The sequence below is a fragment of the Psychrobacillus sp. FSL H8-0510 genome, assembly GCF_038008345.1.
Classification (GTDB): domain Bacteria; phylum Bacillota; class Bacilli; order Bacillales_A; family Planococcaceae; genus Psychrobacillus; species Psychrobacillus psychrotolerans.
Genome location: NZ_JBBOYZ010000001.1, coordinates 1,880,292 through 1,899,304, shown reverse-complemented (window position 1 = coordinate 1,899,304; position 19,013 = coordinate 1,880,292). Strand labels below are relative to the sequence as shown.

General features: G+C 33.8%; 29 protein-coding genes and 1 pseudogene. All 30 read left to right on the top strand.

Annotated elements, in window-relative coordinates; translation table 11 throughout:
- The first annotated feature begins 180 nt into the window (after window positions 1-180).
- Window positions 181-465: pseudogene (locus MHI40_RS09390) on the top strand (hypothetical protein).
- Window positions 466-581: 116 nt separating this feature from the next.
- Window positions 582-917 (top strand): DUF3221 domain-containing protein, encoded by a 336-nt coding sequence (locus tag MHI40_RS09385; RefSeq protein WP_340762409.1) that lies wholly within the window; start codon window positions 582-584, stop codon window positions 915-917.
- A 137-nt stretch (window positions 918-1,054) separates the two neighbouring features.
- Complete coding sequence (locus tag MHI40_RS09380; protein WP_340762408.1) at window positions 1,055-1,777, top strand: hypothetical protein; 723 nt, start codon at window positions 1,055-1,057, stop codon at window positions 1,775-1,777.
- Between the two features lie 335 nt (window positions 1,778-2,112).
- A complete protein-coding gene (locus tag MHI40_RS09375; protein WP_340762407.1) occupies window positions 2,113-2,553 on the top strand; it encodes a GNAT family N-acetyltransferase in 441 nt (146 codons plus the stop codon).
- 532 nt (window positions 2,554-3,085) lie between these two features.
- Window positions 3,086-3,544, top strand: a complete 459-nt coding sequence (locus tag MHI40_RS09370) for an NUDIX hydrolase (protein ID WP_340762406.1) — start codon at window positions 3,086-3,088, stop codon at window positions 3,542-3,544.
- Between the two features lie 369 nt (window positions 3,545-3,913).
- On the top strand, window positions 3,914-4,120 hold the full coding sequence (locus tag MHI40_RS09365) for a DUF6019 family protein (RefSeq protein WP_340762405.1): 207 nt from the start codon (window positions 3,914-3,916) through the stop codon (window positions 4,118-4,120).
- 260 nt (window positions 4,121-4,380) lie between these two features.
- The gene (locus MHI40_RS09360) at window positions 4,381-4,569 is read left to right on the top strand and encodes a hypothetical protein (protein ID WP_340762404.1); all 189 of its coding nucleotides are present in this window, start codon (window positions 4,381-4,383) and stop codon (window positions 4,567-4,569) included.
- Window positions 4,570-4,739: 170 nt separating this feature from the next.
- Complete coding sequence (locus MHI40_RS09355) at window positions 4,740-5,063, top strand: hypothetical protein (protein WP_340762403.1); 324 nt, start codon at window positions 4,740-4,742, stop codon at window positions 5,061-5,063.
- Between the two features lie 201 nt (window positions 5,064-5,264).
- Window positions 5,265-5,816 carry a hypothetical protein gene (locus tag MHI40_RS09350; RefSeq protein WP_340762402.1) on the top strand — a complete coding sequence of 184 codons (552 nt, stop codon included), beginning with the start codon at window positions 5,265-5,267 and terminating at the stop codon, window positions 5,814-5,816.
- A 137-nt stretch (window positions 5,817-5,953) separates the two neighbouring features.
- Window positions 5,954-6,583 carry a LysE family transporter gene (locus MHI40_RS09345; protein ID WP_340762400.1) on the top strand — a complete coding sequence of 210 codons (630 nt, stop codon included), beginning with the start codon at window positions 5,954-5,956 and terminating at the stop codon, window positions 6,581-6,583.
- 364 nt (window positions 6,584-6,947) lie between these two features.
- Entirely contained in the window at window positions 6,948-7,589 is a 642-nt protein-coding gene (locus tag MHI40_RS09340; protein WP_340762399.1) for a hypothetical protein, read from the top strand.
- 68 nt (window positions 7,590-7,657) lie between these two features.
- Entirely contained in the window at window positions 7,658-7,981 is a 324-nt protein-coding gene (locus MHI40_RS09335; RefSeq protein ID WP_340762398.1) for an ABC transporter permease, read from the top strand.
- 184 nt (window positions 7,982-8,165) lie between these two features.
- Window positions 8,166-8,939 carry a hypothetical protein gene (locus MHI40_RS09330; RefSeq protein WP_340762397.1) on the top strand — a complete coding sequence of 258 codons (774 nt, stop codon included), beginning with the start codon at window positions 8,166-8,168 and terminating at the stop codon, window positions 8,937-8,939.
- 128 nt (window positions 8,940-9,067) lie between these two features.
- Entirely contained in the window at window positions 9,068-9,724 is a 657-nt protein-coding gene (locus MHI40_RS09325) for a Type 1 glutamine amidotransferase-like domain-containing protein (protein ID WP_340762396.1), read from the top strand.
- A gap of 185 nt (window positions 9,725-9,909) precedes the next feature.
- The gene (locus MHI40_RS09320) at window positions 9,910-10,182 is read left to right on the top strand and encodes a hypothetical protein (protein WP_340762395.1); all 273 of its coding nucleotides are present in this window, start codon (window positions 9,910-9,912) and stop codon (window positions 10,180-10,182) included.
- Between the two features lie 120 nt (window positions 10,183-10,302).
- The gene (locus MHI40_RS09315) at window positions 10,303-10,728 is read left to right on the top strand and encodes a GNAT family N-acetyltransferase (RefSeq protein WP_340762394.1); all 426 of its coding nucleotides are present in this window, start codon (window positions 10,303-10,305) and stop codon (window positions 10,726-10,728) included.
- Window positions 10,729-11,127: 399 nt separating this feature from the next.
- Complete coding sequence (locus MHI40_RS09310; protein ID WP_093533934.1) at window positions 11,128-11,388, top strand: metal-sensitive transcriptional regulator; 261 nt, start codon at window positions 11,128-11,130, stop codon at window positions 11,386-11,388.
- A 49-nt stretch (window positions 11,389-11,437) separates the two neighbouring features.
- Window positions 11,438-11,914 (top strand): DsrE/DsrF/DrsH-like family protein, encoded by a 477-nt coding sequence (locus MHI40_RS09305; protein ID WP_340762393.1) that lies wholly within the window; start codon window positions 11,438-11,440, stop codon window positions 11,912-11,914.
- Window positions 11,915-11,926: 12 nt separating this feature from the next.
- Window positions 11,927-12,268 (top strand): rhodanese-like domain-containing protein, encoded by a 342-nt coding sequence (locus MHI40_RS09300; RefSeq protein WP_340762392.1) that lies wholly within the window; start codon window positions 11,927-11,929, stop codon window positions 12,266-12,268.
- A gap of 12 nt (window positions 12,269-12,280) precedes the next feature.
- Window positions 12,281-12,577 carry a rhodanese-like domain-containing protein gene (locus MHI40_RS09295; RefSeq protein WP_093533940.1) on the top strand — a complete coding sequence of 99 codons (297 nt, stop codon included), beginning with the start codon at window positions 12,281-12,283 and terminating at the stop codon, window positions 12,575-12,577.
- A gap of 55 nt (window positions 12,578-12,632) precedes the next feature.
- Window positions 12,633-13,193 (top strand): sulfurtransferase TusA family protein, encoded by a 561-nt coding sequence (locus MHI40_RS09290; RefSeq protein WP_340762391.1) that lies wholly within the window; start codon window positions 12,633-12,635, stop codon window positions 13,191-13,193.
- 1 nt (window position 13,194) lies between these two features.
- Window positions 13,195-13,590, top strand: coding sequence for a DsrE/DsrF/DrsH-like family protein (locus tag MHI40_RS09285; RefSeq protein ID WP_340762390.1), 396 nt, complete (start codon window positions 13,195-13,197; stop codon window positions 13,588-13,590).
- A gap of 108 nt (window positions 13,591-13,698) precedes the next feature.
- The gene (locus MHI40_RS09280) at window positions 13,699-14,826 is read left to right on the top strand and encodes an MBL fold metallo-hydrolase (protein WP_340762389.1); all 1,128 of its coding nucleotides are present in this window, start codon (window positions 13,699-13,701) and stop codon (window positions 14,824-14,826) included.
- A 48-nt stretch (window positions 14,827-14,874) separates the two neighbouring features.
- Window positions 14,875-15,102 carry a sulfurtransferase TusA family protein gene (locus MHI40_RS09275; RefSeq protein WP_340762388.1) on the top strand — a complete coding sequence of 76 codons (228 nt, stop codon included), beginning with the start codon at window positions 14,875-14,877 and terminating at the stop codon, window positions 15,100-15,102.
- 61 nt (window positions 15,103-15,163) lie between these two features.
- Entirely contained in the window at window positions 15,164-15,943 is a 780-nt protein-coding gene (locus MHI40_RS09270) for a sulfite exporter TauE/SafE family protein (RefSeq protein WP_340762387.1), read from the top strand.
- Between the two features lie 449 nt (window positions 15,944-16,392).
- The gene (locus MHI40_RS09265) at window positions 16,393-17,214 is read left to right on the top strand and encodes a GNAT family N-acetyltransferase (RefSeq protein ID WP_340762386.1); all 822 of its coding nucleotides are present in this window, start codon (window positions 16,393-16,395) and stop codon (window positions 17,212-17,214) included.
- A gap of 130 nt (window positions 17,215-17,344) precedes the next feature.
- Window positions 17,345-17,794, top strand: a complete 450-nt coding sequence (locus MHI40_RS09260; protein ID WP_093533956.1) for a hypothetical protein — start codon at window positions 17,345-17,347, stop codon at window positions 17,792-17,794.
- 86 nt (window positions 17,795-17,880) lie between these two features.
- Complete coding sequence (locus MHI40_RS09255) at window positions 17,881-18,330, top strand: hypothetical protein (protein WP_340762384.1); 450 nt, start codon at window positions 17,881-17,883, stop codon at window positions 18,328-18,330.
- Between the two features lie 207 nt (window positions 18,331-18,537).
- Window positions 18,538-18,705: a hypothetical protein gene (locus MHI40_RS09250; RefSeq protein WP_340762383.1), complete on the top strand. Its 168-nt coding sequence runs from the start codon at window positions 18,538-18,540 to the stop codon at window positions 18,703-18,705.
- Window positions 18,706-18,769: 64 nt separating this feature from the next.
- The gene (locus MHI40_RS09245) at window positions 18,770-18,964 is read left to right on the top strand and encodes a hypothetical protein (protein WP_340762382.1); all 195 of its coding nucleotides are present in this window, start codon (window positions 18,770-18,772) and stop codon (window positions 18,962-18,964) included.
- Window positions 18,965-19,013: the final 49 nt, after the last annotated feature.

Below are 19,013 nucleotides of genomic sequence, written 5' to 3'. Positions count from 1 at the left end.
TGATGAATCGTGAAAAGTAAGAATTTCTATGAAGTAAGCATTTGTTCAACTATAAAGTATATTAGTTGAACGAGTGGCGGTCTGTTGGAGAGCTTTTTCTTATTAAACCAACGAAGCAGTTTAGTTAAAGATGGAATACTTATCGTAGAAAATAAAAGAATTAAAGGGGGAAGCATAGCTATGTGGATAATATTTGGGGCTATTGCAGTAGTAGCAACTCTTATAAATCTTTATATGTATACAGTAGGAAAGGATTATAAGCTTGCTATGGCGATAGGCTTATCATTTACAGCCTTAACACTTTGTTCAGAATACAGTCTTGTATCCCAGTGAGTAAAGGTGGAAGATTGGGCAGCTTTATTGGATGTAGTACCTGGTATGGAAAGGGCATTATGGTTTTTGACAATTGTTTCTATCTTACTAAATATAGCACCTATACTTTTAGAAGGAAAAGGTAAGAAATAATTACTTATTGTCACTTCATTTATATGCCGATTATTGTGTTGTTAACCTAAGGGAGGCTTTACTTCAAGAAGGAGTAAAGCCTTTTTTCTTACAAACTAAAGTGGGAGGGGCTAAATGTGAAAAGACTATATCTATTCCTTTTGATAGTTTTCGGAGTTGTTACTATTTTTGGTTGTGAAGAAGATAGCAAGGATAATGAACTGGTCATGGAAGGCATTGTGGCTAAGGTAGACGATCGTGAAGTCTTTATTTATGAAGAACTAGAGGAAGATGCAATGATTCTATCTGAAGAAGAGGTCATTTCAAAATCGTTACAAGCATCATACTTTGGCTTTGATACAGAAATTTCTGGTATTGAAGTAGGAGACAAAGTAAAAGTTTGGTACGACGCCATGGATGCAAGTTTACCCAGGTCTGGTCATGGAACAAAAATCGAATTAATAAACAAATAATAAGGAAATGAAAAAGAGAGATCATTGAATTACGAACTTTAATCCTTCTTCAACTATGGGTGCTTTACTTCAAGAAGAATAAAGGAAATAAAGCTGTAATGGAGAATTATTCTCGGAAGGTATTGGAGGTGTAAAGCGTGTCCGAAATAGATCTATTGACAGTTACTCACGATCCCAAAGGAAAAAATATAAAGCTATTTACTGAATTACAAAAGGAATTTGAAGGTATTTATTCAGAGATTTTCATTGCAATTAGTGAGGAATCGTCAATTGAATTAATAAAGGAAATGGAAAGAAGCATGTTAAATGTTAAAGTAATTCCTAAAGAAGGTGCAGCACAGGCACGTAGAAAAGCATTAAACTTTAGTCTCACTGGTAAAAGTCAATTTTATCATTATTGTGACTTTGATCGAATATTAACTTGGGGAAAGAACCATTTAGATGAATTAAAAAATATAGTATTAGACATACCAAATCATGATTATCAAATTTTAGGTCGTACCGAAAGAGCAATGAAAACACACCCTGTAGAATGGATTGAAACAGAGAAGATTACAAATAAGATCTTTTCTTTAGAACTAGGTAAAGAAGTTGATATCACAGCTGGTTCTTGTTCTTTTTCAAGGGAAAGTGCTGAATACATAGACAGAAATTCAAAAGAAAAAATGACGGATGCTGAATGGGCAATGATTGCACTTAGAATCGCGAAATTAGATGTAAACTATCGCTCCGTAGAAGGCTTAGAATACCACGAAGAAACGAATGGAATTACAAGGATTATTAGTGATTCTGAAAAATGGTTAGGTCGATTGCAGCTTAGTTTAATTATCAGTGAAACTGCAATTAAAACAGGCAAGTAATATTCTTTCTTTATCTAACGGCTGCTTCACTGGGTAGAGCCTATTTCCTAACTAAACCAAAGTCGCAGTTTAGTTTAAGGCGATAATACTAACGAAACAGTTTAATAGAAGAAGTGATCATTGATTATGTTGCTTTCCCAAATGATGTAGAAAAATTTTCTCGAAAAATTTATGCTGCGATACAAAAATAGTAATATTAAAAGGATTATTGCCAATTTAATAGAATTATAGACTAGGATGTATTTTGACAAACGCAGCAGTTTAGTTGAAGAGTAAATTCTGCAGTAATAGATGGTATAACTTGAGAGATTTTTTAAAATTGGAGGAATTGAAGTATGGCGAATTCTATATTAGAAACTATATCTGAATTAACAAATACCAACCAGTGGTTAGAAGCTTTTCCTATTATGAAACAATTGCGAACTGATTTAACAGAAGAAACATACATAGAATTACTTCTAGATATGAGTAAAGATGGATATAAACTATACGCAATGTACGTAGAAAATGAAATAGTATCATTAGCTGGATTAAGTTGGAGAATTAACTTTTATAATAAGCGTCATATTTTTATTTATGATTTAGTAACTGATGTGTCTCAACGGTCATTTGGTTATGGAGAGAAATTGTTACAGTACATACACGATTGGGCTAATGAAAATGGGGCAGAGTATGTAGCTTTAGAGTCAGGTTTACAAAGAATTGATGCACACCGATTTTATGAAGATAAACTAAACTATGACAAATGGTGTTATTCCTTTAGGAAAAGTTTGTAATTCGGTTTTAAACTTTAATTATTTTTTGTTTCAAATAAAGGCTACCTACTTCAAGAAGGGGTAGAGCTTTTTTCTTATTGAACTACCTTAGAGTTTAGGTGAATAAGATTAGTAAGGAAAATTTTAATTTGGTTTTTATCAGAAAATTGAAATCAACATTGGGATATATTGTATTGCGTAAATGACACACATAATAGCAAATACGCATATAAATGTTGTTAATGGGTGAGGTAACTTATTGGAATGAATAATTAAAAAAATACCAATCAAGATTAGAATAATGACAAATAAAAATGGTGACATATTATAGCCTCCCTCTTTTCATTTTTAAGATTAACATTTAAAGGTGAAAATTTCTAGAATCCTTTGATAAAATGCAGCATATGTATATTGCGAACAAAATGTACATTAGAAGAAAAGGTTCTTATTCAGGTTAATATAGAGTGATTTAATGAATAATTTAGTTAATACATAAGACAGGGAGTTGAGATAGTTAATGCAGACTATTTTTGTTGATTGGGGTGGAAATAATGTGAAACTTACCTGGATGCCCCAAAAGAAATTAACTGAGTCTTTAAAAGTGACAAGTGTTCATGCAGTATGCATTAAAGATGGGAAAGTACTACTAGCTCATATAAAAGATCGAGGGTTTAATTATCCGGGTGGACACGTGGAGACTGGTGAGAAAATAGAAGAAGCCATACTACGCGAAACATATGAAGAGGGATATGTGAAGGGAACAATTAAGTACATAGGTTCAATTGAAGTGAGCCATAAAGAAAACCTATCCTTTGATTCAAGAGGAAAGTATCCCTTGATTGCTTATCAAGCTTTTTTTAGAATGGATGTTATCGAATGTTTACCTTTTCTCCGAGAACATGAATCGTCTGCTCGAATTTGGGTTGAACCCTCTGAAGTACCATTTGTAATTAATGACCATGAACTTTCGAAATTAATCTTAGACCATGCGTTAACCCTATGTTCTTCTTGAATTAAAGTGGAGCTATACTTCAAGAAGGGGTAAAACCTTTTTTTCATTTTAAACTAAAGGTGCGGTTTAGTAGAACAATAAGTTTACAGAGCGAATAATAAAATGAAAAAATTGTAAAATAGGTTCGAGAGTGGAGAAAGTTCTTGAAAAATAATGGAATAAGAGTCAGGTGAAGTGGGAATTATTGTTTATTCTCCAGTATGTGAAGATATACTTTTATCATTAAATAAAGGCAAAATGGGTTTTTGATAATTTAATTGTGAAATTCATTTAAAAATGGAACCTCAATTCCTTTGAAAAGGATTCAAGTAAAGCTGCAAATTAGTTGGAGTCGTCCTAAAAATATTTATTTGAGAGGATATAGTTATTATGGAAGGATACTTAAGTATTGGTTTTATGATTATTGCATTTCTTATATTATATTATGTGATTCAAGCAGCAGTAACAAAAGGAATTAACAATTCAGCTATTGGCAAATTACTTGAAAAAGAACAAGGGGAAAGAATAAAAGAAAGATTAACGGTTGAAGATGTGCTTGAAAGTTATAAAAGAAGAAATGATAACGATAAGAGTTGATGCTATCCTAATTGAATTGTTCACCTAATGATGTGCTTTAGTTAAACAAGTAGCTGCCTGTAATGATAGCTTTCTTATTCACCTAACGCAGCAGCTTAGTTCAACATAACATAAGTATTTTCACAGTGAGTCTGACTAGGAATAGATTGGAAACGATTAATTATAAAATACCGATAATTTAAACTATTTATAGCTATAAAACGTATATTAATATTTTGAGGAACGATGGAAGCGATCACTGAATGAAAGGTGGAAATTGTATGCATTGGGTGATGTGGATTATTTACGGCTCCGCAGTGGCTTTAATTTTAGTTAGTTATCTAGTGGATGTTTTGACTCGAAGGAAATATAACTTAAATAAACAGGAAAAGACTTTAAACCAGAGTTCAGCTGAAGCAGAAGCTCTTCGAGAAGTGGGACGGTATGACAATCATAGTGGAACGCTTTAAATGAATGAACGAGTGCTTTACTTCAAGAAGGAGTAAAGCTTTTTTTAATAAAATATGGAGGTTAATAGAAAAACTAGTTTTAAAAATTTACGAAACCAAGTAATTACTTAATCGTATATATTATAAGAATATTTAGATATATAAAATTTTATGAGAGGGGATAATTCGTTTTGATCCGAAAACTACTAACTAGTGTTATTACTATTCTATTTTTAATAGGTTTGAGTTTTGGTATTACATATTTTACGCATACAAAATTCATTGACTATTCATGTTTTATTGGTTTAGCCGCTACCGCCGTAATTTGGTTTTTTACTTCTAAAGGTGATGGTTTTAGTACTAGAGGTTTGGATATGAGTATACAAGGTTCCACAGGTATAAGAATGGAAGAGAAAAAGTTTGAGTTTTCTCCGAATATTGTTTTCCTTACGTCTGTGACCTACACCATTATAACAACCGCAGCATTGCTTTTTCATTACAGAAGTTATTTTTAAATTCAAAAGGATTATATAGTCCATTCTAACAGATAACAAAACTAGAGAGTTGTGGACTACATGGGGTTGCGGATGTTTAGATTAGTAGGATTTCTTGTTGCTCAAACTGGTGCTTTATTTCCAAAAGGAGTAAAGTATTTTTTCTTCTTATTCAAAGCGGCAAGGTAGTTTAATAGTAAAATTTAGAAAATGGGGGAGTTTATGAAGAAAGCAAAGCATCCACTTGTTATTGCTGTTGCTGCAGTTTCTGGTGGTGGAAAAACAACAATAACAACACATTTAAACGAAATCTTGCAAAACTCTAAAACGCTTTATTTTGATGATTACAATTTCGAAGGCCCTAATAGCATTTTAGAATGGGTGGCCAATGGATCTAATTATGATGATTGGAACTTGGCTCCTCTAATTACAGATTTAGAGTCATTGCTTACCGAACCCTTAGATTATATAATAATGGACTTTCCGTTTGCCTATAAACACTTTAAAACAAGTAAATTAATTGATTTTATGGTGTTTATTGATACTCCTTTGGATATTGCTATGGCACGTAGAGTAACAAGAGATTTTAAGAATAGTTCAGTTGAGAATATTTTATTGGATATGAATAGTTATATTTCACAAGGCAGACAGGGTTATCTTGAGATGCTTAATACCATAAAACCGAATTCCGACATTATTGTTGACGGGACTTTATCGATATCTGAAATTGTAAGCATTATCTCTCAAAGTATAATTTTAAATGTATATGAATAGCTTACTTAGAATTTTTATAATGAACTAACGTTACAGTTTAGTTGAATAAGGGCTTGAATTAAATATATATTCATCTGTATAATAATTCTTATAAACGGACAGAAGAGGCTATATTTACTTATGAGAGTTGTGGTTATTTGAGCTTGTATTTTGCTTATGTAATGGTAGGGCTTGCCATCGCAATGCCTGTAGGTGCAATCACTGTCGAAATGACAAAACAAGGGTTGAAAAATGGATTTATACACGGATGGGCAGTTGGATTAGGCGGTATGACAATTGATATTACACTAATCATTTTGCTATCAACAGGTCTTGCTTCTATCTTGGCGCTACCTATCATTCAAATTCCCATGTGGCTTATTGGAGCTGTGTTTTTGTTATACTTGGGTTATGATTCAATAAAAAACGCAGATAAAGATATCACTTTATCGGGTGAGAGAGTAACAAAATCTTTTTTTAGCTCATACAAGAATGGTCTTCTTGTGGCTATTTCCCCAGGTAATCTAGTTTTTTGGGTGAATGTATTTGGAGTAGTACTTGCAAAAAATTATGCAACCGATGAAAGTCACTTTTTCATTGTTGCGTTAGGGATTTTAAGTGGAATTTTGCTACATGATATTGGATTACTCAGCATTATATCCATCACTCGAAAAGCACTAAATCGAAACATGATTAAATGGTTAACAATAGTATCAGGGACTTTATTAATTTGTTTTGCAGGATATTTTATTTATGAGTTTATTCAAAATGTGAAGTTATTTTTATAATACATTTTCATTGATGAGTGCTTTACTTCGAGTAGGAGTAAGCATTTTTTCTTGTTTTTTTATAGCGTTTAACGACACTCAAAAGGAAATTAATTGATAATGGGATCTGTAATGAAGTATAAAAATGGGAAATACTAATTAAATGTACAACTTAAGCACCTCTTTATTGAAAATCTGGCATAGATTTGAAATAAGAGGTGTTTTTATATTTCATATCATTGGTTGAGATACCAATGCTAGTTTTAAGCCTCTGTATTATCTAAATATAATAAGACAGAAAAATGGAACTTTTCTAATTCTATAACGTATTTCATTTAACATCAGAATATAAATTTAACTTTGGAAGAATCGTGGTGGGAGTTATATGTCTATTAAACAAATAAAAAAAATTGGAGGCATCTTATTCTTGATAAGCATGTGTTTTCTGTTTGCGGGCTGTCTGAAAGAAAATACTGAACCCCAAGTAGAAGCGGTTGTTTCCTCAGAAGACAAAAATATAATAGCAGTCCAAGCTGTTCTTGAATCGGAATTTACAGTTCCGAACGAAGAATATTTGGTTATTGTCAAAAATATCGATAAAAAAATGACCGAAATAGGTAGCAACACACCTGAAGCAAATGAAGTAAATGGAGTAGAAGAGTCGGGGGTATCAGACGAATGGCGTGCATACGAGGACTTAGTGAAAAAAACTTATGGACCTTATTTTACGGATAATGCTTATGATTCCCTTATTTCGAATGTTATAGCTTTTAAATATCATTATGGATATTTAGGCTTTGACGAAAATCTTAGATATAAGATGAAAGTTAGTAATATACAAGTAACAAAAAGTGAGAACATTAACACTCCTAAGTTTTATGACTTTACCGCTAAGGTAGAATATACGAATAATACTGGAGCAGTTTCCAAACACGAAGTAAAAGGTACCGCAATTCTAGCTGAACCAGGAAAAATTGGGAAGTTTGAAATACGAGACGATGGTGGTTTAGGAGAACAAGTCCGGTAGATTCATAAAACAAAAAGGGTTGTAAATTTAGTCTTTTATTGAAGTAGTATGGAGAGTGGTGGGGTAAGTTGAGTGGAGATGGTTTAGTTTGGTTAATTCTTTTGTTATTGATATTACTTTTTGATGGAACAGCTATCCATTTACACAAGAACAATAAATTGTCTTTATGGATTTCTGGGATCATTATGGTCTTACTTGTTCCAATTATTGGGTTTACAGTAGGGGCAATATTTTTAAAAATTTCCAGAGTGGTTGATCCCACTGATACACACGAAGGTTCTGCATTCGCAGCTGCATTTATCGCAATGGTCCTTTTGGCTAATGCTTTAGTTTTCTTCATAACTGGGATAGTCTTAATAATAGTTAGATTTTTCAAAACTAAAAAAAGTTAACATCTAACGTAATTGTTACGTTGTTAAAATAGAAAATGGATAGGGGCAATTCTGTCCGCATTTAAGGGAAGGTAACGTGATTTATTTTATGTTAATTTGGGAAGTTACACTTAAACGAACGTGGCAGGTTAATTTAAAGGGCTCATGGTCATTTTAACTTGTGTTTTTAGAGGAGTATATTGGGATGACGCTAAAAATAAACTTAATTAAAGCAATTCCTTATATAATTACAAAATTAGCTGGTGCAGGGTTCCTATTGTTTGTTATATCTATTTATCTTTTACTTTCGTTTGGAATAGATATGTACGAATTTGTAGAAGGAATTTCTAGCGGGTTCCTTTGGATAATCGTTTTTGGTTATGGCATTTTGTGTTCGCTATTGATTGACTTGTGGGTATTTAAAGTTCCAAACACCAGTTTAACAGTGAAAATCCTACTATATATTCTAGCAGGTTATGGTTTTTTTATCATAACGCTGGATGTTTCTTTTATGATATTTGCTGGTACAATCGGAGCGTTATGTTCTTTAATATTTTATGTTGGAATATTATTATCTTTCCGTTTCCAGTCCTTTAAATATGTGTTTTCTATCGTTGTGCCATTAATTATTATCATTCTAATGGATGTGGACTTTACGGAAAAGGAACAATGGATTGAAGTGAAAAGTGAAACTTCATATACAGCAACTTTTGACCACTTTAATGGGAAACATGAAATACCTATTCTAGCAAAGACAGATCAAACTATTACCTTGTCCTATGATTTCAACCCAACTAACGATGGAGGGCATGGGTTTTATATGCTAAACGGAAAAAATAAGTTAGTAGGATTGACTGAGGTTAGTGAGGAAGTGTTGAAATTGGAGGTTCAAAAAGCTGGAGTTTATAGAATGGTTGTAACAGGCGATGATGTAAAAGGCAACTTTAAAGTAAAATGGAGTATAAGTGAAACTTATTAAGTTATGGGATACGACATACCTAATTACCAGTAATTTTTCTTCTTATAATCAGGGGATTTGAATCAATAAGAAAATACAGTAAGTGACACAATGAATATGCATTATTTACACTTGCTACGGAGGTACTTATGAAAACTCACTATTATTTAGGGTGGTTTAACAATTTCTTTCCAGAGAATCTGAGTAGGGTGCTACTGGAGGATATAACTGATAGAAAATCATTGGCTATGATTAGCTCGAATCCATCTATTTATGAAGATGATGGTTCTACGGAACGCTCGTGGCTTGAGCAGGCTGGCATTATGTTTGATGAATATCATTTAATTAATTATCGGGTACAGAAGGAAGAGGCCAAAACGATAATTAAAAATGCATCGGTCATCTTTTTGTTAGGTGGGGATACTCTTAAACAGAATGGTTTTTTGATGGAATATGATTTATCGGATTCGATTAAAAAAAGCAGCGCCGTTGTGATGGGGGCAAGCGCTGGTGCAATAAACATGTCCGCTAAATGGTTATGCTCGAAAAACTTTGGATATAAAGTGGAAGCAAGCTCTGTTTACGATGGGATCGGTCTTGTCAATTTCTCCATACTGTCTCATTTTGATCTTGAAAATAACATTGCACTGGTTCAAAAAGAACTATCTCTCCTTTCGGAAGAACTTAACATTTATGCGTCGAACAAAGATTGCGCAGTTCGTGTAAAGGAAGACAAAATAGACGTTTTAGGCAATGTTTATTTAATTTCAGATTCAAAGATTCAGAAATTGGATGAGACACTCTAGTTGTACTGAATGATTAGGTTTAACTGAATTCACTTCTTCAACGCCTATTGTAATCGAGTATGACTATTGATGTGCCTTTATATTAATTCAACTTATGCAGCAGATTTTTGCAATTGTGTTGAATAAGATAATCTATGTAAATTATTGAAGAGGTGGGCAATATAAATACATTCCTTAAATGGTTCATGGCATCCTTTATATTGGGGATTGTTGCGTTATTGGCAGTTTTTTTGGTGGAGGATATAGCAAAGCTAACTGGGGAAATGAATCAAAGCATCTTGTTAGTTAGCACTTTAACTATATTCGTTTTAATACTATTTTCGTTATTTAGTATTGTTAAAGCTAATTCAAATAGAATCAGAAGAGAATTAGTTATCTCCGCAATTTTTGTCATAATTCCTTTATCAGCATTAGTAATAAATGGGTTTATTTTTATTATTTACTTTGTAGGCAAGTAAACAATAATCGTTAGTCCGTCAACGTTTACAACAATTCAAAAAGAATTATAATGAAATGATACAAACAAAATATTTGTTTTTGTAAAATAATGATTCACAAACTTATATGGAGGAAAAATTATGAAAATAACTCAGCAGTGGAATCAGGAAGACAGTGATTATATTCGTAAAAAGGTAATTGAACACAATCTTTCTAAGCTGCCAGATGAAGTAAAACACCCAGTTAAAAACATTAGCTTTATCCTTAGAGATGAAAGAGAGAAAATTTTGGGAGGCATTACAGGAACGATTTTTTGGTATCACTTACATATTGATTTTTTATGGGTAGATGAATCGCTTAGAGGTAAAGGATATGGTAGACAGTTATTACATAATATAGAGGAAATCGCTAGAGAGAACAGATGCAACCTCATTCAACTAGATACATTTAGCTTTCAGGCCCCAAATTTCTATCAAAGATATGGTTATGAAGTAGTTGGCGTAATAGATGAACATCCTAATAAAGATAATCAACAGTATTATCTGTCAAAGAAACTTACTTATTGAGGTATTTTGTTCACCTTTAAAAAAATTAAAAAACGGTCCCTATCTCCTATAAGTTATACTTAGAATAACTTGGTAACGGGGGTTCTTTAGTGAAACAATTGGCTACCTTTATGGGTAGCTTTTCTTATGAAATTTGGTTGCAGTTTCCGGAACTCCATTTATTGCCTGAGAAATAAAATGGTAAGGGAAGATGAAGTTGAAAGAGAATATTTGAAAAAACTTATACGTTGACATATACCCATAGGGGTAGTAGTATTGATTTCAGTTGCTATCAATCATCTATTTCGCTCGTAACTAAAAGTATTGTTTGAAAGCACTTAAGTTAAAATATTTACAAATACCCTAAGGGGTAGTAAAATGCGAGATAGATGAAGAAATAAATTAAAATGAGGTGAGATATTGGAATACGATGCAAAGGTTACAGCAAGAATGAAAAAGATGGAAGGTCAGCTTAGAGGGATATTACGTATGATGGAAGAAGAGAAAGATTGTAAAGATGTGATTACACAACTAAGTGCAGTCCGTTCTGCAGTGGATCGTACAATAGGTGTTATTGTCACGGATAATTTAGTGGAATGTTTATCAAAAGAGAATGCAGATACTTTAGACAAAAATGCAATAGTTAAGCAAGCGGTGGATCTACTAGTAAAAAGTCGATAAGACTTTTTATTTTTCAAATAAAAAATACCTATACAGGTAAGGGGATAATATGGAAAAGAAAAGAACAACTATCGTTTTATTTAGTGGAGATTATGACAAGGCAATGGCAGCGTACATTATTGCAAATGGAGCAGCTGCGTATGATCATGAAGTGACAATCTTCCATACATTCTGGGGTATAAATGCACTACGTAAACAAGAATCTGTAGCGGTGCAAAAAGGATTTTTAGAAAAAATGTTTGCGAAAATGATGCCAAGAGGTGCGGAAAAGTTAGGCTTATCAACCATGCAGATGCTAGGCATGGGACCAAAAGTGATTAAGCATGTAATGAAAAAACATAATGCTCTAACGCTTACACAGCTTGTTGAATTGGCACAAGAACAAGATATTAAACTTGTGACATGCACAATGACGATGGATTTACTGGGTCTTCAAAAAGAAGAGTTATTAGATGGTATTCAGTACGCAGGTGTTGCAGCATATTTAGCAGATGCAGAAGATGGTACCGTGAATTTATTTATATAAGAGGTGACATATATGAAGATAGCTATTTTAATTGCAATTGTGGTCGCATTTTTTGTTTGGCGTATAATGCCAACAAAAGGGGTAAACTCTATATCGACTGCAGAGCTTAAAACAATTATTAATGATAATGATAAAGTATTTGTTGATGTACGAACACCCGGTGAATATAAAGCACGCAACATTCGCCAATTTAAAAATATCCCCCTTGGATCAGACTTTTCGAAACTACCAAAGGATAAAGAAATTCTTGTCATTTGTCAAAGTGGTATGCGTTCAAATCAGGCTTGTAAACAGTTAAAAAAATTAGACTATACAAAAGTAACAAATATCCGTGGTGGCATGAGTGCATATTAGGAGGAGAAAAATATGAAAACAATTCAACCAGAAGAAGTACAAGCGAAAATAGAGGCTGGAGAAGCGGTGAAGTTAATAGATGTGCGTGAAGTGGATGAAGTGGAAACAGGACATATTCCAGGTGTCATTCATATTCCGCTAGGATTGTTGGAGTTTAAAATGAACGAGCTTGATAAATCAGAAGGTTATATTATGGTATGTCGTTCGGGTGGACGTAGTGGTAAGGCAACAGCTCTTTTACAATCGCATGGTTTTGATGTAACGAACATGGATGGCGGAATGCTCGCTTGGAATGGCGAAGTAAAGTAAAGATAAATTTTTTTAAAAATATTAATACCCTAGTAGGTATGGATGGAGAGTTCATATGGTTAAATCGGATGTACAGTTAGATGCAAAAGGCTTAGCTTGTCCAATGCCAATAGTAAAAACTAAAAAGGCAATGAACGAAGTAGCTGAAGGCCAAGTATTAGAAATTCAAGCGACAGATAAAGGCTCAGTGGCTGACTTAGCGGCTTGGTCAAAAACAGTTGGTCATCAATATATTGGTTCACATGAAGAGAATGGAGTGTTCTATCACTATATTCGTAAATGCAATCCTGAAGTAAGCGAAGCAGTTGAAAAAACATTTGAACATACAATTTCAAATGAAGAGGCTTTAAATGGTAAAGGTTTAATCTTAGATGTTCGCGAGGCTGCGGAATATACATTTGGTCATATTCCAGGTGCAAAGTCAATCCCAATGGGCGAATTAGCTGAACGCTTAACTGAATTGAACAAAGATGAAACAATCTATGTGATTTGCCGGACAGGTACTCGCTCCGATTTAGCAGCGAAGCAATTAGCTGAAGAAGGTTTTAACAATATTTATAACGTCTTACCTGGGATGACAGGGTACGAAGGCGAATTACAGAAAGAGGTAGAATAATATGTCCAATAAAGTAGCAATTATTGCATCAAATGGTGGATTATTTGATGCCTATAAAGTATTTAATATTGCAACAGCGGCAGCAGCTTCTGAAAAAGAGGTAGCGATCTTCTTCACATTTGAAGGGTTAAACCTTATTCATAAGCAAGGTATGCACGGACTTGAAATGCCAGCAGGCAAGGAACACTTTGCAGTAGGATTCGCTAATTCTGGAGTTCCCTCAATCCCACAATTAGTAGAAATGGCGCAGGAGTTGGGCGTGAAATTCATCGCTTGTCAAATGACGATGGACGTGATGGGCTTAACAAAAGCAGATTTAGTAGAAGATATCGAAGTGGGTGGCGCAGTTACTTTCTTGGAATTTGCGAAAGATGCAGCACCAACATTAACGTTTTAACGGGTTGCTGCTGCTATCCATATATCTAATTCTTAACTATTGGTTCCGGTAGCTCTTCGCTTCCAGAACCAAAAAAAATAACGAAAATATACCTATGGGGGTAAAATAATGACAGTAAACATTTGGACAGCGGCTGATGTAGCACGCAAAGTCATTGATAACAAAGAATTATTTATTTTAGATGTGCGAAATGCAGATGCATTTGCTGATTGGAAAATTGAAGGCCACAAATTTAATTACTTAAACATTCCATATTTCGAACTTTTAGATGGGGTAGAAGAAATCTTACCACAAATTCCAACAGACAAAGAGATATTGGTTGTTTGTGCAAAGGAAGGCTCATCTATCATGGTAGCAGAACTGCTAGCAGAAGCTGGTCTTGAAGTGGCCTATTTAGAAGGCGGGATGAAGTCTTGGTCGATGTATATAGAGCCAGTTAAAGTAGGCGAACTTTCTGGTGGCGGTGAGCTTTATCAATTCGTCCGTTTAGGAAAAGGCTGTCTTTCCTACATGGCAGTTAACGAAGGTGAAGCAGCAATTATTGATGCTGTACGTTTTACCGATGTTTTTATAAAATTCGCAGAAGAAAAGGGTGTCCAAATTAAGCACGTATTTGACACGCATTTACACGCTGACCACATTTCAGGAGGTCGTCATATTGCTAGTCAAACGGGTGCCGCGTATTACTTACCGTCAAAGGATGCAGAAGAGGTGGTATTCGATTTCACACCTTTAACTGATGGCTTAACAGTAAAACTTGGCAATTCGGAAATTGAAGTAGGTGCGCTTTACTCTCCAGGTCATACCATTGGATCCACTTCTTTTGTAATCGACAAAAAGTACCTATTAACAGGCGATATTTTATTCATTGATTCCATCGGTCGTCCTGACTTAGCTGGTCTTGCAGATGACTGGGTAAGAGATTTACGTCAGACGTTATATAGTCGTTACCGCTCATTAGCAGAGGATTTAATCGTACTACCTGCTCACTTCATGATTATTGAAGAGCTAAATGAAGACGGGACAGTGGGCAAGCGTTTAGGAGATCTATTCGTAGAAAATCATGGCTTAAATGTAGAAGATGAGGAAGTATTCCGCTCAATGGTGACAGATAACTTACCGCCTCAGCCAAATTCGTACGAAGAAATTCGCCACGTTAATATGGGGAAAGTAACGCCAAGTAACGAAGAACAAACAGAAATGGAAATTGGCCCTAACCGTTGTGCAGTACGCTAAGTTAAAAAAATTCTTATAAAATACAAACTACGAGAAGAGGAAATACTCATGAATATTACAAAAACTTTAGATGCAAAAGGCTTAGCTTGTCCAATGCCAATTGTTCGAACTAAAAAAACAATAGATACGATTAACTCAGGTGAAGTGCTAGAAGTACTTGTAACAGATAAAGGCGCTTTAAATGACTTTACAGCATGGGCTGCAGCGGGTGGACATAAAATTGTTGAACAAAAAGAAGAAAATGGGGTATTTTTCTTCTACATTCAAAAAGCATAAGAGCATATAGAACGAGTAGAGCTATTTCTACTCGTTTTCATTTTCCAAAAGGAGGGTCATTATGGATTTATCCATTACATTTATCGTCGTTATTTTTGCACTCGGATTTGTAGGATCATTTATATCAGGAATGTTAGGGGTTGGGGGATCGATTATTAAATACCCCTTGCTACTTTACATCCCCCCACTATTTGGACTTGCCGCATTCACCGCACATGAGGTATCAGGTATTAGTGCTATTCAAGTATTATTTGCTTCACTTGCCGGTGTTTGGGCATACCGAAAAAGTGGGTTGCTCCATAAAGAAATAATAATTTACATGGGTGGAGCAATTTTACTCGGAAGTTTTATTGGTAGTTATGGATCAGGGTTTTTATCAGAAGAAGCCGTCAATGTCGTTTATGGCATACTTGCTGTGATTGCAGCAGTGATGATGTTTATCCCGCGTAAAACAGTTGAAGATACAACGGTCATTTCGTTTAACAAGGTAGTGGCTAGTAGTCTGGCGCTTATTGTCGGTATTGGCTCAGGTATTGTTGGTGCAGCCGGTGGATTTTTACTTGTACCGATTATGTTAACCGTTTTAAAAATACCAACTCGAATGACAATCGCAACTAGTTTAGCAATCACTTTTATCTCGGCGATTGGTGGTAGTGTCGGCAAAATCATCACGGGTCAAATTGATTATTGGCCAGCATTTATTATGATTATTGCTAGTATCATAGCTGCACCACTTGGCGCAAAAATTGGTCAAAAGATGAATGTTAAGATATTACAATGGTTACTAGCATTACTGATTGCTGGGACTGCGATTAAAATTTGGGTGGATATAATACAATAACAATTTTAGGGATTAACCTTACCGTTGTGAAAACTTTGGTGTTGAAAATATAAAAAGAAACAGGGGATCCAGCTTATGTATTTGCTGTATCTCCTGTTTTAGAATATAGAATAGCTTAAGATCTGATGGAAAAGTTACTATTTTAGCAGAAGCAATAAGGAAATAGATAAATTTGCTGAATCACAACTATCAGAAACAGAACTTTAGGATTGGAATTTACATTTCTATAGTTCACACTAGCAAGTTGCTGCTGACTTGTTCCAGTTTCTTTGAATACATGTGAAAGTAGAGTTGTAATAGAATAGATTTTATTTTATTTTTCGGTTTGTTGTAATGCAGCAGGTTTTTTTACAAAGTGGTAGAAGTACTTATCATTAAGGGTTTTATTATCAAAAATTTTTATAGGAGGGGTGTTTCTGAGCAATTCTAATATAAATTTTACGAATAGAATGCTAAGGATATGGAAGAAAGCAGAAAACCATGCTCAATCATCAAGAGTAAAGGTGTTACAACCTGTTCATCTCCTTACTGCTTGTTTAGATGAGAAAACAGGAGTACTTGGAGAGATATCTCTAAAAATCACTTTAGACAAGAGCTTATTGAAAGATGTGATGGAGGATACTTCTATTCAGCATCAGACATTTAGTGTTTTTCTCAACGTCCAAGTTACGGAAGAAGTAAAAAATGTATTGGAAGTTGCTATTATTTATATGAAGAAGTATAACCAAATCTATGTAAATGAAGGTCATTTGCTTAAAGCGTTAATAAAAACTAATGTAGTAGACTATTTTTTATCAGATGATAACCGAAAAACAATATTATCCCTCGGTACTACCTCAAGAGATATGATTACTCATATTGGAAATTATACAGTCCCAATCATTAACACACATCTTATCCGTAAAGTGAATAAAAAGGATATTAACGAACTTGTTCATTTTATTGGAAAAAATTTTTCGAATGAGTGGTCTCAAACTATAAGAGAAGCATTCTCGTTAAATAAGCCACCGGTATATGTTGCTTTCGATGATAACGGAGATATTATAGGGTTTGCTGCTTATGATATATATAAGAATAAAAAATGTTATTTCGGTCCGATGGGCGTGGCATTATCAAACAGAGTTAAGGGGATAGGATATTCTTTACTACATCACTGCTTAAAAGACATGAGTGATATTGGTTATGAGTATGCAATTATTGGACAGGCAGGTCCGATTGAGTTTTATGAAAAAGCATGTAACGCTGTTGTAATTCCTTCTAATAAACTTTAGCGTGTAAACCAGCGTTTACCCCTTAATATCCTATCTTCTGGATTTTCGTTAGGTAAAAAAATAGAAGGATTTTTGTGTTTGGATGACTAAGTTAATTTGGGTCCAAGAATAAAAATAGGACGGTAGCAATGTGGAGTTAATATCGCACAATATCAAAAGCATTGGAATTGGAATTGTAGTTTTATTGCTCGTGATGGTGTGGGTTACCGTCTTTGCTAACGCTAATAGGACTTATTCTGCATCAGACGTATTAGGAGATTATGCAGATTTAAATGCAGAAAAACCATTTGTAGATATTCAAAGTTACGATTTAGAAAAAGAGGATCTATTTACACCAATTGAAATTCCAGAAGAAACGCAACTGGAACTAATAGAGTCTTTTAAAAATGCAAAATTTAAAAGAGTAACAGATGTTTCACTAGATATAGATTACAGAGTAAATATTACATTTAATACAGGATATGCAATGTGGGTGGATACGGATAAAAAATTAGTAAATCTAATTGATGGATACGAATACTATACAATCGAAAATGATAGTGAATTCTTTGAGATTTTAAAGAATGCTACTGAATTGTAAGGCTAAACTATGATTTCACGAAAGCTAGTTATAAATATGAAACGTTCTACCCCCATTTTCGTAGATATTATTAAGGGGGATGAAAGATGGGCTTTTTAATAAATTTCGTAATTATTGCTTTGTTTATTTTTCCTTTTATTGCACTAATATACGAATCAGGGCACGCTTTTTTTGTTAAGTTATTTGGTGGAGAAATTAGTGAATTTACGATTGGAAATGGAGAAGTATTATGGAAGAAGAAGTTCTTTGTTATTAAGAAAGCTTATTTCGTAGGTGGAAGAGTTGTTGCTAAGAATATGGAGGAATTTAGTAAAACACAGAAAGCACTCTTTTTCTTGGGTGGGGTAATCTTTAATTTTCTATCTGCATTTGTATTAGATTTGTTTATGGGATATGAATTTGGGGTTTTTCGAAACTACTTAGATAGTTTTATTTTTGTTTCTTATTTTAACGTGGTTATTAATCTCGTTCCTCTTACTACAATCATCGGAACAAGCGATGGGAAAAAATTAGTGGAACTTTATAAAACGAAATAATGAAGGGTTGAATTTGTAATTCAACAAAACCGGTACTTAACTTCAATAAAGAATACGAAAAATAATCAGAAAATTGAAACTTTAAATTTTCTGATTCGTATAAAACGTAACGGATGTAAGGAGTAAATGGGATGAAACGCTCTACGTATTATTTTTTGTTTAGCTCTATTTATTGGTTTCATCTGTTATTTAGGAAGCCATTTTTATATGAATTTAAAATCCATTGCCCAAACAACGTTCGATACCAAATTATTCATTGTTAACAGCGTCTTTTTTTCGGTAATTATTGGGATGCTATTTGTGCTATCTGTATTGATCAAAGACATTCAGCAACAGAAAACATTGGATGTACTTGGGATGAATAAATTAATGTAGCAAAAACAAGATTAGTTACTTTTATTGTAGATTAGTTAATATACATTCATAAGGGGATAATCAAATGGAAAATGAGCAGAAAGCGAATGAAGTATTTATTGTAGGGGATAAGAAATTCACAAATGAGGATGAAGCAACCCGATACGAAATGAGACATAAGAAGGCGGATAGAGTTGATTTCTTTGCTGACTTAACAGATATACTATTTTATCCATTTGTTTTGTTGGGTAAGTGGATAATCAAGGTGTTTTTTTCATAGAAGGGGCATTCCTTTAATGTCGCATTTCCTTGCAGTCAAAAAGGCTTTG

Excerpts from the sequence above, each read along its gene's own strand:
- MHI40_RS09275 (WP_340762388.1), top strand. The coding sequence starts at position 14,875 with ATGAATATTACAAAAACTTTAGATGCAAAAGGCTTAGCTTGTCCAATG.
- MHI40_RS09365 (WP_340762405.1), top strand. The coding sequence starts at position 3,914 with ATGGAAGGATACTTAAGTATTGGTTTTATGATTATTGCATTTCTTATA.
- MHI40_RS09325 (WP_340762396.1), top strand. The coding sequence starts at position 9,068 with ATGAAAACTCACTATTATTTAGGGTGGTTTAACAATTTCTTTCCAGAG.
- MHI40_RS09245 (WP_340762382.1), top strand. The coding sequence starts at position 18,770 with ATGGAAAATGAGCAGAAAGCGAATGAAGTATTTATTGTAGGGGATAAG.
- MHI40_RS09350 (WP_340762402.1), top strand. The coding sequence starts at position 5,265 with ATGAAGAAAGCAAAGCATCCACTTGTTATTGCTGTTGCTGCAGTTTCT.
- MHI40_RS09375 (WP_340762407.1), top strand. The coding sequence starts at position 2,113 with ATGGCGAATTCTATATTAGAAACTATATCTGAATTAACAAATACCAAC.
- MHI40_RS09280 (WP_340762389.1), top strand. The coding sequence starts at position 13,699 with ATGACAGTAAACATTTGGACAGCGGCTGATGTAGCACGCAAAGTCATT.
- MHI40_RS09285 (WP_340762390.1), top strand. The coding sequence starts at position 13,195 with ATGTCCAATAAAGTAGCAATTATTGCATCAAATGGTGGATTATTTGAT.
- MHI40_RS09305 (WP_340762393.1), top strand. The coding sequence starts at position 11,438 with ATGGAAAAGAAAAGAACAACTATCGTTTTATTTAGTGGAGATTATGAC.
- MHI40_RS09295 (WP_093533940.1), top strand. The coding sequence starts at position 12,281 with ATGAAAACAATTCAACCAGAAGAAGTACAAGCGAAAATAGAGGCTGGA.
- MHI40_RS09265 (WP_340762386.1), top strand. The coding sequence starts at position 16,393 with ATGCTAAGGATATGGAAGAAAGCAGAAAACCATGCTCAATCATCAAGA.
- MHI40_RS09300 (WP_340762392.1), top strand. The coding sequence starts at position 11,927 with ATGAAGATAGCTATTTTAATTGCAATTGTGGTCGCATTTTTTGTTTGG.
- MHI40_RS09270 (WP_340762387.1), top strand. The coding sequence starts at position 15,164 with ATGGATTTATCCATTACATTTATCGTCGTTATTTTTGCACTCGGATTT.
- MHI40_RS09290 (WP_340762391.1), top strand. The coding sequence starts at position 12,633 with ATGGTTAAATCGGATGTACAGTTAGATGCAAAAGGCTTAGCTTGTCCA.
- MHI40_RS09360 (WP_340762404.1), top strand. The coding sequence starts at position 4,381 with ATGCATTGGGTGATGTGGATTATTTACGGCTCCGCAGTGGCTTTAATT.
- MHI40_RS09340 (WP_340762399.1), top strand. The coding sequence starts at position 6,948 with ATGTCTATTAAACAAATAAAAAAAATTGGAGGCATCTTATTCTTGATA.
- MHI40_RS09320 (WP_340762395.1), top strand. The coding sequence starts at position 9,910 with ATGGCATCCTTTATATTGGGGATTGTTGCGTTATTGGCAGTTTTTTTG.
- MHI40_RS09330 (WP_340762397.1), top strand. The coding sequence starts at position 8,166 with ATGACGCTAAAAATAAACTTAATTAAAGCAATTCCTTATATAATTACA.
- MHI40_RS09315 (WP_340762394.1), top strand. The coding sequence starts at position 10,303 with ATGAAAATAACTCAGCAGTGGAATCAGGAAGACAGTGATTATATTCGT.
- MHI40_RS09250 (WP_340762383.1), top strand. The coding sequence starts at position 18,538 with ATGAATTTAAAATCCATTGCCCAAACAACGTTCGATACCAAATTATTC.
- MHI40_RS09255 (WP_340762384.1), top strand. The coding sequence starts at position 17,881 with ATGGGCTTTTTAATAAATTTCGTAATTATTGCTTTGTTTATTTTTCCT.